The 13,610-nt window shown below is 63.8% G+C and carries 10 protein-coding genes; 5 read left to right on the top strand and 5 right to left on the bottom strand.

Annotated elements, in window-relative coordinates; all coding sequences use genetic code 11:
• Positions 1–16: 16 nt before the first annotated feature.
• The 5 genes from WFR25_RS16220 to WFR25_RS16200 all read left to right on the top strand — a co-directional run bounded on the left by WFR25_RS16220 (position 17) and on the right by WFR25_RS16200 (position 8,925).
• Positions 17–1,276, top strand: a complete 1,260-nt coding sequence (locus tag WFR25_RS16220; RefSeq protein WP_336972272.1) for a TolC family protein — start codon at positions 17–19, stop codon at positions 1,274–1,276.
• Entirely contained in the window at positions 1,273–2,421 is a 1,149-nt protein-coding gene (locus tag WFR25_RS16215; RefSeq protein WP_336972270.1) for an efflux RND transporter periplasmic adaptor subunit, read from the top strand. The genes WFR25_RS16220 and WFR25_RS16215 overlap by 4 nt, the downstream gene beginning before the upstream one ends.
• A gap of 3 nt (positions 2,422–2,424) precedes the next feature.
• A complete protein-coding gene (locus WFR25_RS16210) occupies positions 2,425–5,646 on the top strand; it encodes an efflux RND transporter permease subunit (RefSeq protein WP_336972268.1) in 3,222 nt (1,073 codons plus the stop codon).
• Positions 5,647–6,037: 391 nt separating this feature from the next.
• Entirely contained in the window at positions 6,038–7,432 is a 1,395-nt protein-coding gene (locus WFR25_RS16205; RefSeq protein ID WP_336972267.1) for a tyrosine-type recombinase/integrase, read from the top strand.
• 452 nt (positions 7,433–7,884) lie between these two features.
• Positions 7,885–8,925: a LysR family transcriptional regulator gene (locus WFR25_RS16200; protein WP_336972265.1), complete on the top strand. Its 1,041-nt coding sequence runs from the start codon at positions 7,885–7,887 to the stop codon at positions 8,923–8,925.
• A 78-nt stretch (positions 8,926–9,003) separates the two neighbouring features.
• Here the strand turns inward: WFR25_RS16200 and WFR25_RS16195 are convergent, their stop codons facing one another.
• From WFR25_RS16195 to trbL, 5 genes are read right to left on the bottom strand one after another with little or no spacing between them, the layout of a single operon-like run.
• Positions 9,004–9,237, bottom strand: coding sequence for a DUF2274 domain-containing protein (locus WFR25_RS16195; protein WP_119036735.1), 234 nt, complete (start codon positions 9,235–9,237; stop codon positions 9,004–9,006).
• Positions 9,234–10,520, bottom strand: coding sequence for a TraB/TrbI/VirB10 family type IV secretion system protein (locus tag WFR25_RS16190; protein ID WP_119036734.1), 1,287 nt, complete (start codon positions 10,518–10,520; stop codon positions 9,234–9,236). Before WFR25_RS16190 ends, WFR25_RS16195 begins: the two co-directional genes overlap by 4 nt.
• Positions 10,517–11,539, bottom strand: a complete 1,023-nt coding sequence (gene trbG / locus WFR25_RS16185; protein WP_119037253.1) for a P-type conjugative transfer protein TrbG — start codon at positions 11,537–11,539, stop codon at positions 10,517–10,519. The genes WFR25_RS16190 and trbG overlap by 4 nt, the downstream gene beginning before the upstream one ends.
• Before the next feature lie 2 nt (positions 11,540–11,541).
• The gene (gene trbF, locus WFR25_RS16180) at positions 11,542–12,225 is read right to left on the bottom strand and encodes a conjugal transfer protein TrbF (RefSeq protein WP_119036733.1); all 684 of its coding nucleotides are present in this window, start codon (positions 12,223–12,225) and stop codon (positions 11,542–11,544) included.
• 4 nt (positions 12,226–12,229) lie between these two features.
• Positions 12,230–13,609: a P-type conjugative transfer protein TrbL gene (trbL, locus tag WFR25_RS16175; RefSeq protein ID WP_119036732.1), complete on the bottom strand. Its 1,380-nt coding sequence runs from the start codon at positions 13,607–13,609 to the stop codon at positions 12,230–12,232.
• Position 13,610 lies beyond the last annotated feature (1 nt).

The raw sequence follows: 13,610 nt of genomic DNA, 5'->3' as shown, positions 1-13,610 counted from the left end.
CGTCAGGAGCATTTTCATGCATCGCATCATCGCGGCCGCTGTGGCCGCCGGGATCTGCGCATCGTCGCTACAGGCCCAGACCAGCCCGCCCGTCGCGGCCGGACCCACATTCACGCTTGCTGACGCGCTGGTCCGCGCTGGTGTTTCGTCCATCGCGCAGGAGGCGGCAGCCGCGAACATACGCGCTGCGGAGGCGCAGCGGCGCGTCGCTGGCCTTCGTCCCAATCCGTCGATCGACGTCCAGACCGAGAATGTCGCGGGCACCGGAATCTATCAGGGGATGCGGTCTTCGGAGACCACCGCGGGCTTATCGCTTCCACTGGAACTGGGCGGAAAGCGCGACGCCCGCGTTGCCGTTGCCAATGCCCAGCTCGATCGCGCAGGATTGGAGGCAGAGGTCGCCCGCGCTGACATGCGGTTGCGTGTTACCCAAGCCTATAATGAAGCGGCGGCAGCCCAGCGCCGGCTGGAGGTCGCAAGGGATCAGGCCCGGATCGCCGTCGAGGTTCTTCGTGGCGCCCGCGTTCGTGTGGCGTCTGGCCGGGCATCGCCGCTCGAAGAGCAGCGTGCAGACGTAGCCCGGATCGCCGCAGAAGGGTCAGTGGAACGCGCAGAACGGACGGCTTCTGTCACGACTGCAAATCTGGGTCTGCTGATAGGCGGATCTGTTGGCGCTCTTGATCTGGCGTGGTTCGACCAGATCGATATGGTCGGTTCTGACCGGCCTGTCGCATCGGGTTCGACATTGGCGGCCGCGGCCGCGCAGGCGGATGTGTCTGTGGCGGAAGCTCGGGTCCGGTTGGGCCGGAGCCAGCGCATCCCCGACCTGACGGTCAGCGCCAGCGCCCGCCGCCTTGAGCAGACAAATGATGTCGCCGCCGTCTTCGGCGTGTCGGTCCCACTCACCATCTTCAACGCGGGCAGGGCGGCTGTGGATGTTTCATCGGCACAGCGGGATCAGGCCGATGCGCTACGCCGGATGGCATTGCTTGACGCGGAACGGTCCATAGCGTCGGCCCGCGCAGAGGTCGCCAACGCCGCAACGACAGCCCGCAATGCATCAGGCCCTGCGCTTGCGGCGGCGACCGAAGCGGCGCGCATTGCCCGTATCGGCTATCGCGAAGGGAAATTCGGCCAGCTCGATTTGCTCGATGCCGAGCGCACCCTTGCAGAAACCAGAGCGGCCGCGATCGATGCGCTCGCCACTTATCATGACGCACAGGCGCGCCTCGACCGCCTGACAACGTCGGCGTACAGCAAGGAAGGCGATCAATGAACAGGATGTTCTTAAGGGGCTGCGCGCCGATGTTGCTGGCCGCGGCGCTTGTAAATTGCGGCAATCCGACAGGCTCCGGCGAAGAAAAACATGCTGCCGATGAGACCGGCGAACATGCGGACGATGCCAATGCTGTAACATTGTCGACGCAGCAGATCGCTGATGCCGGTATTGAAGTGACACGGCCAACGGTTGGCGGTGCGGCAGGCGCCATTGAGATACCGGCGACGATCGAGGGCGACCCCGAAGGCGTTCAGGTGGTGTCGGCCTCGATCGGCGGACGGCTGGTTGCGTTGACCCGCAACCTTGGCCAATCGGTCCGCCGTGGCGACACAGTTGCGATAGTGGAGAGCCGGGAGGCGGCGTCGCTCAAGGCCGAGATAGAAGCGGCCCGCGCGCGTGCGGCGCTCGCGCAATCGAACCTGCGCCGTGAACAGCGCCTTTTTGCAGAGCGTGTCTCGCCGGAACAGGACCTCGTCGCGGCGCGGACGGCGGCGACCGAAGCAACCATCGCTCTGCGTCTCGCCCAACAACAATTGTCTGCGACCGGCGGGGGCGGGGGCGCTCTTAACCGCATCACCGTGCGATCGCCGATTAGCGGTCAGGTGATCGCCCGCTCGGCAATTTTGGGCCAGCAAGTGTCCGCCGATGCCGAACTGTTCCGCGTCGCCAATCTGTCGCGGGTCAGCATCACTACCTCGCTGCTCCCTGCCGATGCCGGCCGGGTGCGCCCTGGCGCACGGGTGGAGGTCGTTGCAGGGGATCGCCGCCAGGAAGCGCGCGTCTCCTTCGTGTCGCCCATACTCGATGAAACGACGCGGCTTGTCCCGGTCATTGCCACGATCGACAATGGCAAGGAGCAATGGCGCATCGGTGAAACTGTGACAGCCTCGATCCTCGTCCCTGCCGGTACAAACCGCACAGTCGCGGTTCCTTCGGCTGCGGTTCAGATGATCGGTGACAAGCCTTTTGTCTTCGTGCGGACTGCAACGGGCTTTCGCGCGACACCCGTGACATTGGGGCGCACCAATGGCGGCAGCATCACCGTAACCTCTGGCCTGAGCGGCGAAGAACAGATCGCCTCCACCAACAGCTTCACGCTCAAGGCCGAACTGGGCAAGGGCGCGGCTGGACATGAGGACTGAACCATGATCGGTCGCATCGTTACCTTCGCCGTCGAGAAACGTTGGCTCGTCTTGGCTTTGACCATATCAGCCGCGCTGCTGGGCATCTTCGCACTCCTGCGGCTCCCTATCGACGCCGTTCCCGACATCACCAACAATCAGGTGCAGATCAACGTCGTGGCGCCCGCGCTCTCGCCCGATCAGGTCGAGAAGCAGGTCGCGTTCACGGTCGAAACGGCGCTCGCCGGGATTCCGGGCCTTGATCACACACGATCGCTGAGCCGCAACGGCTTTGCGCAGGTGACTGCTGTGTTCGAGGAACGCACGGATATATATTTTGCCCGCCAGCAGGTGGCGGAGCGTTTGCGTACCGCCGAAGAAAGCCTGCCAGATGGCGTGTATCCGCAGATGGGGCCTATTGCTACCGGCCTTGGCGACATCTTCATGTGGACCGTCGAGTTTCGCGAGCTGGACCAGGTCAATCATCGCAATGGCGAGCCGGGCCTTCAAAAAGACGGCAGCTACATCACCCCCGAAGGCGACCATCTCGTCACCGAGGCCGACAAGGCGACCTATCTGCGAACGGTGCAGGATTGGATCGTCACGCCACAACTCAAGGGCGCTTCGGGCCTTGCAGGCGTCGATTCGCTGGGTGGATACACCAAGCAATATCTGGTCGTTCCGGACATTCAGCGCATGGCGGCGATGAAGATCGCGGTGCAGGATCTGGCGACGGCTCTGGAGCGCAACAATAATAGCGTGGGTGCGGGTGTGGTCGACCGCAATGGCGAGGGCCTTGCCGTTCGTGTCGATGGTCGCATCCGCACCGCCGATGAACTCGCCCGCACGGTCATCGCCACGCGTGAAAGCGTGCCGATCCTGCTCAGTCAGATTGCCACGGTTCGCACCGGGCAGGCATTGCGCATGGGGTCGGCGTCCGAAAACGGCCATGAAGTCGTGGTCGGCACTGCGGTTATGCGAATTGGCGAGAATAGCCGCACCGTATCGACCGGCGTTGGTGAGCGCCTGACCGACATCGGTCGATCGCTGCCGGTCGATGTCGTCGTGAAGCCCGTGCTGAACCGCACGGAACTGGTCAACGCGACCATCTCCACCGTCGCGCGCAATCTCGCAGAGGGCGCACTGCTGGTGATTGTCGTGCTGTTCGCGCTGCTGGGCAATTTCCGGGCGGCGCTGATTGCGGCTCTGGTCATCCCGATCACGATGCTGCTGACCAGCATCGGTATGTTTGGGGCAGGCGTATCGGCCAACCTGATGAGCCTTGGCGCGCTGGATTTCGGCCTGATCGTCGATGGCGCCGTCATCATCGTTGAAAACGCCCTGCGGCGATTGGGGAATGCGCAGCATGGCCGCCAAGGGGCGCTGAGCCTTTCGGAAAGGCTGGGCATCGTTGCGGCATCCGCGCGTGAGATGATCCGACCGTCGGTCTACGGACAGGCGATCATCATCCTGGTCTATGCGCCGCTCCTCACCTTCTCGGGCGTGGAGGGCAAGATGTTCGAACCGATGGCGCTCACTGTCATCATCGCGCTCTTGTTTGCTTTCATCCTGTCATTGACCTTCGTCCCTGCGACGATTGCGATCCTGCTCAGCAAGCCGGTGGAGGAAAAGGAAGGCCGGATTATCGGCTGGCTGCGTCGCGGATATGAACCCGGACTCGACAAGGCGATGCGTCGTCCCAGCGCCACGATCGGGATAGCGGTCGGCGCGCTCGCGCTGGCGGGGGTGGCCTTCAATATGCTTGGCCAGGAATTTCTGCCGCAATTGGATGAGGGCAATATCCTTGTTCAGGCCGTTCGTATTCCGGGAACATCGGTCGACCAGAGCCAGGTTATGCAGTTCCAGGTCGAAAAGATGCTGGCGCATCAGCCCGAGGTGCGCTTTGCCTTTTCGCGGACCGGCACATCCGAGATCGCCAGCGATCCGATGCCGCCAAACGCCACTGACACGTTCGTCATCCTGAAGCCGAAAAAGGAATGGCCTGATCCCGCTCTCAGCAAGGAAGATCTGGTTGCCCGTATCGAGCAGCGTCTCTCCACGCTTCCCGGCAACGCCTATGAGATTACCCAGCCGATCCAGATGCGCTTCAACGAACTGATCGCCGGTGTGCGCGGCGATATCGCGGTGAAGCTGTTTGGCGATGATTTCGGGGCAATGAACGCGGCGGCCGAACAAATCGCGACGGTTCTGCGCCGGACTGCGGGTGCTGTCGATGTCCGCGTTGAGCAGACCGAAGGCTTGCCGATGCTCGACATCCGGCCCAATCACATGGCCATGTCGCGCATTGGCGTCACGGCGGGCGACGTGCAGGATACCGTCGCGGCTGCAATTGGCGGGCGTGAGGCCGGCATGATCTTTGAGGGTGATCGTCGTTTCCCGGTGGTCATCCGTCTGTCGGAAGCCTCCCGATCCGACCTCACCCAAGTCGCGCAACTGCCGGTGCCGACGTCCAGTGGCGCATTCGTCCCGCTTTCCACCGTCGCCGACATCGCCGTTGTGGACGGCCCCAACCAGATTAGCCGGGAAAATGGAAAGCGACGCGTCGTGATACAGGCCAACGTCCGCGGCCGGGACGTGGCAAGCGTGGTTGCAGATGCCCGTAGTGCCCTCGATGCGCAGGTGAAGTTGCCACCGGGCGCCTGGTTGGAGTGGGGCGGTCAGTTCGAGAATCTGGCGTCCGCCCGCGACCGGCTGCTCATCGTCGTGCCGCTCTGCTTCGCACTCATCATGCTGCTGCTCTATGGTGCGCTCGGGTCTATTCGCGATGCTGCACTGGTCTTCACCGGCGTGCCTTTGGCGTTGATCGGGGGCGTCCTTGCCCTTTTTCTGCGGAACATGCCCTTTTCGGTATCGGCGGCGGTCGGGTTCATCGCGCTATCAGGTGTCGCTGTGCTGAATGGCCTTGTCATGGTGTCGTCGATCCATGATCTGTTGCGACAAGGCATGGAACGGGCGCAGGCCGCGCGCGAAGGCGCATTTGCACGGCTCCGGCCCGTCGCGATGACGGCGCTGGTCGCGTCGCTGGGCTTTGTACCGATGGCGCTCGGTCATGGCGCCGGGGCGGAGGTGCAAAAGCCGCTGGCCACCGTCGTCATCGGCGGCCTTATCTCGGCGACGCTGCTGACATTGTTCCTTCTACCGACCCTTTATGCGCGGTTCGGTGGATGGCGACCGAAAGAGACGGTCTTTGCGGCCGACCCGGACAGGCAGTCAGAAGGGGCCTGATATTTACAGACATTCGGACAAGCGAACCACAAAGCTCCCCTGTGTCACTGCCCTGATTCCGCGGCGAGGCTTAGAGGCAATGAATCGGCGGAATCGGGCGCCCAAAGCAGCGTCAAAATGGCGTAGCACGCACATTGCCGCATACGCCAAACAAGACGCGAACAAATTCACATGCCTAAATCATTGGAATATTGGTGCACCCGACTGGATTCGAACCAGTGGCCTCTGCCTTCGGAGCTAGAAACGCAACGCTACTCCAGACTGCGCCAACCCTCGCCAAAGCCCGATAAGATGTTGTATCTTATCGGTTTTCTTGACAACGAGGGTCCGCCAAGATACCCCAATGGACGCCAACCTTTTCGATTTGTTGGTGAGTTTTTGGTGAGTTTTTTTGGACCTCTCTGGCGAGGTGAATATGCCAAAGCTAACAAAATCCGTCGTCGACAAGTCGCTGCCGCGCGAAAGCCAATACACCATCTGGTGCAGTGAGCTGAAGGGCTTCGGCGCCTTCATCCTGCCGTCGGGCACGCGAACATACTTCGTGGACTACCGAAACGCCAACAATGTCCGCCGGCGCATGAAACTCGGTCGTCACGGCACGGTGACCGCTGAACAGGCCCGCACGCTTGCAATCCAGGCGTTGGCGGAAGTCGCCAAAGGCAACGACCCGCTGGAGAACCGCAACAGCGCCCGCAAGGCGATAACGGTGAAGGAGCTTTGCGAGCATTATATCAAGGAACTTGAGGAGGGCCGGATTCTCGGTAAGGGTGGCCGTCCGAAGAAGGCCAGCACCAAAGTCACTGACCTCGGTCGCATCAACCGGCATATAATTCCGCTGATAGGCAAGGTGCAGGTTACCCACCTGACCAAGGCGGATGTGACCGCCATGATGAAGGACATCATGGCGGGGAAGACGCGCCTCAGCGAAAAGACCACGAAGCTGCGCGGCAGGTCCGTCGTTCGTGGGGGATATGGCGCGGCGAGCCGCACCGTCGGGCTGCTGGGTGGCATTCTCAGCTATGCGCGCGATGAACTTGGGATCATCGAAATCAATCCGGCCCATGGGGTGCGCAAGCCCAAGGATGCCGTGAGGACACGCCGGCTGAACGAGGATGAGTATCGGGCGCTGGGACGCATTCTGAAAGATGCGGCCCTCGATGATAGATATACGCGGACCACGGAGATCATCCAGTTGCTGGCCCTGACAGGCTGCCGCCGTGCCGAAATCATCGAGGTCCGATGGTCGGAAATTGATAGCGCAGGCAGCGCGTTCCGGCTGGACGACACCAAGGAAGGGCAGTCTGTCCGACCAATCGGGCTCCCCGTCCTGGAATATTTTGATGAACGGCGGTCAGAGGGCACCGAGGGTGAAAGCCTCTATGCGTTTCCGGGCCGGGATGATGAGAAGGCATTCGGGAGCTTTCCCCGCCATTGGGAGAAGATCTTCCAGGACACCGAACTGAAGGACGTCACGGCCCATGTCCTTCGCCATAGCTTCGCCAGCATAGCCAATGACCTCGGATTTACCGAGATCACGATCGCCGCGCTTTTGGGCCACGCATCGGGGTCGATCACCAGCCGATACGTGCATACGCTCGATGCGGCACTGGTCATGGCGGCAGACACTGTCTCGGGATACATCCAGGCCCTGATGGACGGGGCAGAACTGTCCCACACGCACTACGCCCTTGATCGCGGCTCCAGGAAGGCGGCGCTGGCCCGGTTCCTTGCGCCCCGGTCCGATGTCCCGGAAAAGGAAGTCGGCAAGGAGCGCCTTGCAGCATAACTCATAGTCGTTCCGCAACTCATCCCGCCCTCGACAACATGTATGGTCGAGGGCGGAAACCTGAGATCGAAATTATCGAAATCTGGCGCTTTCCTTTTCTGCGGCCACGAAGACGTTGCAAGCACCGTGGCCGCGGTTGTTCAACCTTCGCCCATCCCCTCGGCGGGCTTCTTGGCCGCGCCCACCTTGACCTTGGCCTCGATCCGTTTGCTGACCCCGACGTCGGCGCTCTTCCAGTTGCCGCACGAACGGCATTGCGTGAGCGCTCACACCCCCTTGGAAGTTTCATCGTGAGGGATGCACACGCGCTGTGCGTATAGCCATTGTGCAGGGAAGACGGAGAAAATGATGAAGCCTTTTGTTCTTCCGATTGCCGCTCTCGCGCTGACTCCGACGTCCTCGCTCGGGCAAGGCTAAGATGCCGGCAGGTGATTCCCAGGTTATGACTGGAAATGGCCGACAGGCACATAACATTGGCGGATAAGGAAAATCTTGCCTTCGCCAGCCGGCTGTTGTCCCGTGGAATAGATCTGGTTTCGGTCGTCCAGGCGCTTGTCGTGGCGGAGTATCTCAGCTTCAGCGCGGCGGCGAGCGCGCTCGGGGTTCGGCAATCGGGTGTCAGCAAGCGCATCAGGTTGCTGGAAGAAAACCTTGGAGTAACCTTGTTTGAGCGTGGTGCGCGTGGCGTGCGCACGACACTCGCCGGCGAGTCTTTTCTCACGCATGCCCGGTGTGTGATGCTCCAATTTGATAGCGCAATTGCTTCTGCGCGTCAGGCTGGACGGGGCGAACAGGGAACGTTGCGCATAGGCGTGTTCACCTCATTGGCTGGCGGCTTTCTGCGCGATCTGGTGCTTGAGTTCCGAAACGCTCATCCGCTGGTGCGCATCGATGTTCGCGAGGGTGATCGCCGTGTGCATATCAGCGAGGTTCGCCGCCATTCCCTCGATGTGGTGATAGCGACCGGGAATGCCGAAGTGATCGGTTGCGACACTGCTGAGCTTTGGCAGGAACGAGTGCATGTCGCGTTGCCGCAGGATCATCCGCTTGCCGAGCGTCTGGAACTGCATTGGTCAGACATTCGCGATGAACAGTTCATGGTTTCGGAATACCCTCCTGGGCCGGAAATCCATGACTATGTCGTGATGCGCATTGCTGATTACAGCCATTATCCGGTGATCGAGCGACGCGGTGTTCAGCAGGAAATGCTGATGAGCATGGTCGGCATGGGATTTGGGATCAGCCTGGTGTCAGAGGGGTGGGTAGCACTTGGCATTCCCGGCGTTGTCATGCGGCCGCTCGCTGAGGAGGCCGATGTTGTGCCGTTCAGTGCAATCTGGTCGCCGGGCAACGACAATCCGGTGCTGCGGCGCTTTATCAGCGCGGCCCATGTGATGGCGGGTCGCGCGCGCCGCGGAACATCAGATTGGGCAAGCATTGGCAGTCTTGGGCCAGGGGACGAGGTTAACGCGACCCCGAAAGCGCCCTCTTGAACTGTCGGACGTGTATGACGTCACTGCACACACTACTGCGGCGCGCTATTTCATCGGTCTGATGGCTTCGCTCTCCCTTTACGACTCAGCCGCCGCCCGCCTTAATTTGAGGAACGCACGGTCTGTGGCCATGAACCGGGCGATCATCGGCGCCACCAGTTTTGCGGGTTCGATCGATCCGGCGCTTTCCCCGTTCTCGTGCGCCAGTATCTCGGCATATCGCGTGAGATCCCTGAAGGTGGCGGCGGGCAGTTCGACCGTGATCTTCACTGGACGATCTTCGGTCAGCAGGCCCAGCTTGAGTTTCGTCATCGTGCTGTCCTCCACGGCGCGAGCACCAAATCGCGAGACACGAGCACACGGACCGGATAGCCGGGCCGGATGGTGAGCGTAGGCTGGATGTTGAGCTGGCGGCGGACAATCTCCTGCCCGGCCTGGTTGAACGTATCCTGCCCACCGTCGCGGATGGCGCGGGCGATGTCGTCGTCAGAGTCCGATCCCATTTCCGCACCGATGCTGAGCAGGGTCGAGAGCGCGGCGGCGCGCGCGATCCCGCCCCAATGCTGGTTCACCCGGTCTTCAAGGCCAGCATAGCCCGCTGCGTCACCCGCCGGCAGACGGTCGAGCGTGATCGAGCGGCCATCGGGCAGGATTAGCCGGCTCCAGGCCAGCAGCACGCGGCGCTGGCCATGGGCGACCTGGCTGTCATAGTCGCCGATTAGTCGAGATCCCTGCGGGATTAGCAATATCCGTCCGGTCGGGCTGTCATAGACATTCTGGGTCACCTGGGCCGTGACCTGCCCCGGCAGGTCGGAACTGATGCCGGTGATGAGGGCGGCCGCGATGATGTTGCCGGCCTGGACGACATGGGGCGAGACCGGGTCGGTCAGACGCCCGGCATTGAGCGTGCGGCTCTCCGGCCCGCGTTCGACAAACTCCTGTTTGGACCTCTGCATGTTCGGGCCGTCGGGTGGGACCGGCGCTGGCGGAACGGCGGCGGCATTGAGCGCGGCGAGGTTGAGGCCGGCAAGTGCGGGCTCAGCCGAACCCTGCCCAGCAGGCGCCGCGCCACTCTGGCCGCCAAGGAACAGCCGGCTCGCCATGGCCACCTCGCGTTCCTGCACGGCGCGCTGGCGGGCCTGTTCTTCAGGTGTCGGGCCGGTGGTCGGCTGTCCAGCGCCTCCGCCGACCGGGGGAATCGGCACGTTCTTCCCGCGTTGCTGGGCCGACAGGATCGGGCCCCCCAGGTCGCCAGGGAGCGGTGCGCCCAAAGGGGGGATGCCCGGAAGCGCGGCATAGTCCTGCGGTCCGCTCGTCACGCGTTCGGTCACGGCGCGATTGTCGGTGTTGTAGAGTTCGGCGGGCGCATCGCCGTCGCGGCCCTGGAGCGCGAACGTCAGCGCGCCGCCGACCGCGAGCGCGCCGACCGCGCCGATGCCGGTGATGACTTTGCGCGACAGGCGCATCACGCGCGGCACCTCGCCGCGCAGGCGAAACCCGGCGGGATCTGCGGGTGCAAGCGGTGCTGGTTCGGCGGGTGTCGACGCCGCGAGGGACGGGCGCCCCTGTTCCGGTGCTTCGGGTTCCACGCTCATCGCCGGTTCCCACCCCGTTGACGGGCATCGTCGCGGACGATGCGCACGGTCTGCTGGGGATGCTCACCCAGACGCAGTTCGGCGGCGGCGAACAGCCGGTCGACCACGATATAGCGCTCGCGCACCCGATAGTTGACCAGCTCGCCGCCGCCATTGGGACCGATCACGAACAAGGGCGGCATTTCGCCCTGGCCGATCCCGGCCGGAAACTCGATGAACACCTGGGCGCTGTCGTCGAACGCGCGGACCGGGCGCCACGGCGCATTATCGCCTTCGATGCGGTAGCGGAAGTTGAGCCGCGCGACATCAACCCCGGTGGCGACCGGCGCCGATCCCGCCGCTGTCGTATTCTGGCCGCGCAATGCGATCAGCCGGTCCTGCGGATAATGCCACGACACCGACGCCATCCACGTGCGCTGCGTGCCGCGTAGCTCAAGATGATAGGTGCGCCGGTCGGTGTTGATGACGAGATTTGTGGTGAGGTCGGGCCGGGTCGGCTTGACCAGGATATGCACCCGGCTGCTCGCGCCTGCGCCACTTATCGTGTCGCCGATGATCCAGCGCACGGTGTCGCCGGCTGCGACCGGACCCGGACCGACGAGTTGCTCGCCTTCCTGAAGGGCGATGTCCGTCACCTGTCCGGGGGCGGTATAGACCTGATAGAGCGCCCCCTCGGTCCAGGGGTAAAGCTGGATGGCGTTGATGAACCCGTCGCGCACCGGCTGCACACGCGCGGCGGCGTTGGCCTGACTGACACGGGCGGAGGGATCGGCCGGTTCAGGCGGACTGCGGCGTTCCTCGACCGGCATCAACTGGCCGGGCAGCGGCAGCGGTTCGGCTAGGGTGACGATCTCGACCGAGGCCGGCGCCTCGGGTGTGAGTGTCGCCGCGATGGCTGGCGCATCATCATAGCTGATCGCGGAGGGCTTCGCCGATGTAGTGGCGCAGCCCGCCAGCGTGGATGCGGAGATCAGCAAAGCCGGAATTACGGATTTACGGAAATACGCCCTTTGGATCATGTTCATTGGCCCAGCTCCTTCGACCAGTTGATCGCCGTGACGAACACGCCCAGCGGATTCTTGCGCAGCCGCTCGGGATTGCGCGGCGGCTGAATGGCGATGGTGAGGATGGCCGACCAGCGTTCGGTGCCGGCCAGTTGGCCGTCCTGATAGCGACGCTCGGTCCAGGCGATGCGGAAACTGTTCGGAGACGCGCGGATCACGCTGGAGACGTCGATCGCGACCTGGACCCTGCCGACATTGGCGAACGGGTCGTTGGTGCGGGCATAGTCGTTGAGCGCCAGCGCGCCGCGATCCGTGGTGAAGTCATACGCGCGCAGCCAGTTCTGACGGACGACGACCGGGTCGGCCGGGACACTGCGGACCTGCTCGACGAAACGCGCGAGATGGAAGGCGATTTGCGGGTCGCTGGGCCGGTAGCCGGCCTCGGCGGGCGCTACGGTCTGGGCTTCGCCAAGTTTGTCGACCTCGACAACCCAGGGGACGATCGTGCCGCGCGCGCCCTGAACGATCAGACCGGCGGCGAGACCGCCCGAGAGGACGAGCGTGCCCAAAAAGGCGAGCCGCCAGTTCTTCGCTTGCACGCGCGCCGAGCCTATACGGTCATCCCAGGCTTGGGCTGCGCGCTGGTAGGGCGTCTCGGGTTCGGGGGTCTTGCCATAGCGGGTCGAGGGGCGTCGGAACATGGGGCTAATCCTTCTGGCTAAGATCGACCGAGGCGCCGCCGCCGCCGCGGTCGCCGGAGCGCACGGCATGGGTCGTGGCCGAGACGCCCGCCTTCATGGCTTGGCTACGCTTCATCGCCTTCGCCCAGGCCGGCGGGCCGCCAGCAGCGGATGATCCTGCGGCGGCCAGGCTCGCATCAGCGGACGCGGGCGCGGCCCCTCCGGTGATCGTGCCGCCGGTCGCGGTGAACCCGGCGCGCGCGCCTGACGTGAAACTGGATTTCATGGCGCCGCCGGCCTTGGCGGCGACCTTCTTCAACGGGGATGCGGCCGCATTGACCGCCCCGCCGACCGCCGCTTGGCCTACGGCGGACATACCGCCCGCGACCGCGCTGCCGCCGCTCTTGCCGAGCGAGCCGAGACTGTAGGCGCTGGCGGCCGCGCCCGAGGCATGAGCGCCACCGCGTGCGGCGGCCGCACCGGCCTTGACGCCGCCGCCGATGGTGGAGGCCGCGCCGCCCATCGCCATACGCGCGCCCATGCCGCCCGCCATCGCCGCGCCGCCGACCGCGAGTGCGGTCCCAACCGCCGCGCCCGCGCCGAGCTGGGGCGCGCCGGAAACCAGCCCGGTGGCGATGCCGGGGCCGAAGATGCCAAGACCGAGCAACGCCAGGGCCGCGAGCGTGACGGACATGGCTTCCTCGGCGGTGGGTGTTCCGCTGAACGCGGTCGTGAACTCGGCGAACAGGCCGGTGCCGATGCCGACAATGACCGCGAGCACCAGAACCTTGACGCCGGACGCCACGACATTGCCCAGCACCTTTTCGGCGAGGAAGGCGGTCTTGTTGAACAGGGCGAACGGCAGCAGCACGAAGCCGGCCAGCGTCACCAGCTTGAACTCGATCAGGGTGACGAAGAGCTGCACCGACAGGATGAAGAAGGCGATGAGAATGATCACCCAGGCGATCAGCAGCACCGCGATCTGGATGAAGTTGGCGAAGAAGCTGCGGAACCCCATCAGATCGCCGATGGCGTCGAGCAGCGGTTCGCCCGCATCGAACCCGGTGGCGGCGACGCTGCCGGGCTTCATGAAATCGGCGAGGCTGATGCTGGCGCCGCTGGCCTTCAGGCCCAGCCCGGCGAAGCTGTCGAACACGATCCCGGCGAGCGCGGAGAAATTGCCGATGACGAAGGCGAAGAAGCCGACATAAAGCACCTTCTTGACCAGCCGGTGCATGACGTCCTCGTCGGCGCCCCAGGCCCAGAACAGGCCGGCGAGCGTGATGTCGATGACGATCAGGGTGGTGGTGAGGAAGGCGATCTCGCCGCCAAGCAGTCCGAACCCGCTGTCGATGTAGCTGTTGAAGGTGTCGAGGAAGCGGTTGATGACGCCGACGTCGTTCATG

The organism is Sphingobium aromaticiconvertens, assembly GCF_037154075.1.
Classification (GTDB): Bacteria; Pseudomonadota; Alphaproteobacteria; order Sphingomonadales; family Sphingomonadaceae; genus Sphingobium; species Sphingobium aromaticiconvertens.
Note: the sequence above shows the minus strand (reverse complement) of the source record. Positions and strands in the feature narration are given on the sequence as shown.

Bases quoted from the DNA above. Each gene is read 5' to 3' on its own strand.
- WFR25_RS16220 (WP_336972272.1), top strand. From the start codon at position 17: ATGCATCGCATCATCGCGGCCGCTGTGGCCGCCGGGATCTGCGCATCG.
- WFR25_RS16215 (WP_336972270.1), top strand. From the start codon at position 1,273: ATGAACAGGATGTTCTTAAGGGGCTGCGCGCCGATGTTGCTGGCCGCG.
- WFR25_RS16210 (WP_336972268.1), top strand. From the start codon at position 2,425: ATGATCGGTCGCATCGTTACCTTCGCCGTCGAGAAACGTTGGCTCGTC.
- WFR25_RS16200 (WP_336972265.1), top strand. From the start codon at position 7,885: ATGGCCGACAGGCACATAACATTGGCGGATAAGGAAAATCTTGCCTTC.
- WFR25_RS16195 (WP_119036735.1), bottom strand. From the start codon at position 9,237: ATGACGAAACTCAAGCTGGGCCTGCTGACCGAAGATCGTCCAGTGAAG.
- WFR25_RS16190 (WP_119036734.1), bottom strand. From the start codon at position 10,520: ATGAGCGTGGAACCCGAAGCACCGGAACAGGGGCGCCCGTCCCTCGCG.
- trbG (WP_119037253.1), bottom strand. From the start codon at position 11,539: ATGATCCAAAGGGCGTATTTCCGTAAATCCGTAATTCCGGCTTTGCTG.
- trbF (WP_119036733.1), bottom strand. From the start codon at position 12,225: ATGTTCCGACGCCCCTCGACCCGCTATGGCAAGACCCCCGAACCCGAG.
- trbL (WP_119036732.1), bottom strand. From the start codon at position 13,609: ATGAACGACGTCGGCGTCATCAACCGCTTCCTCGACACCTTCAACAGC.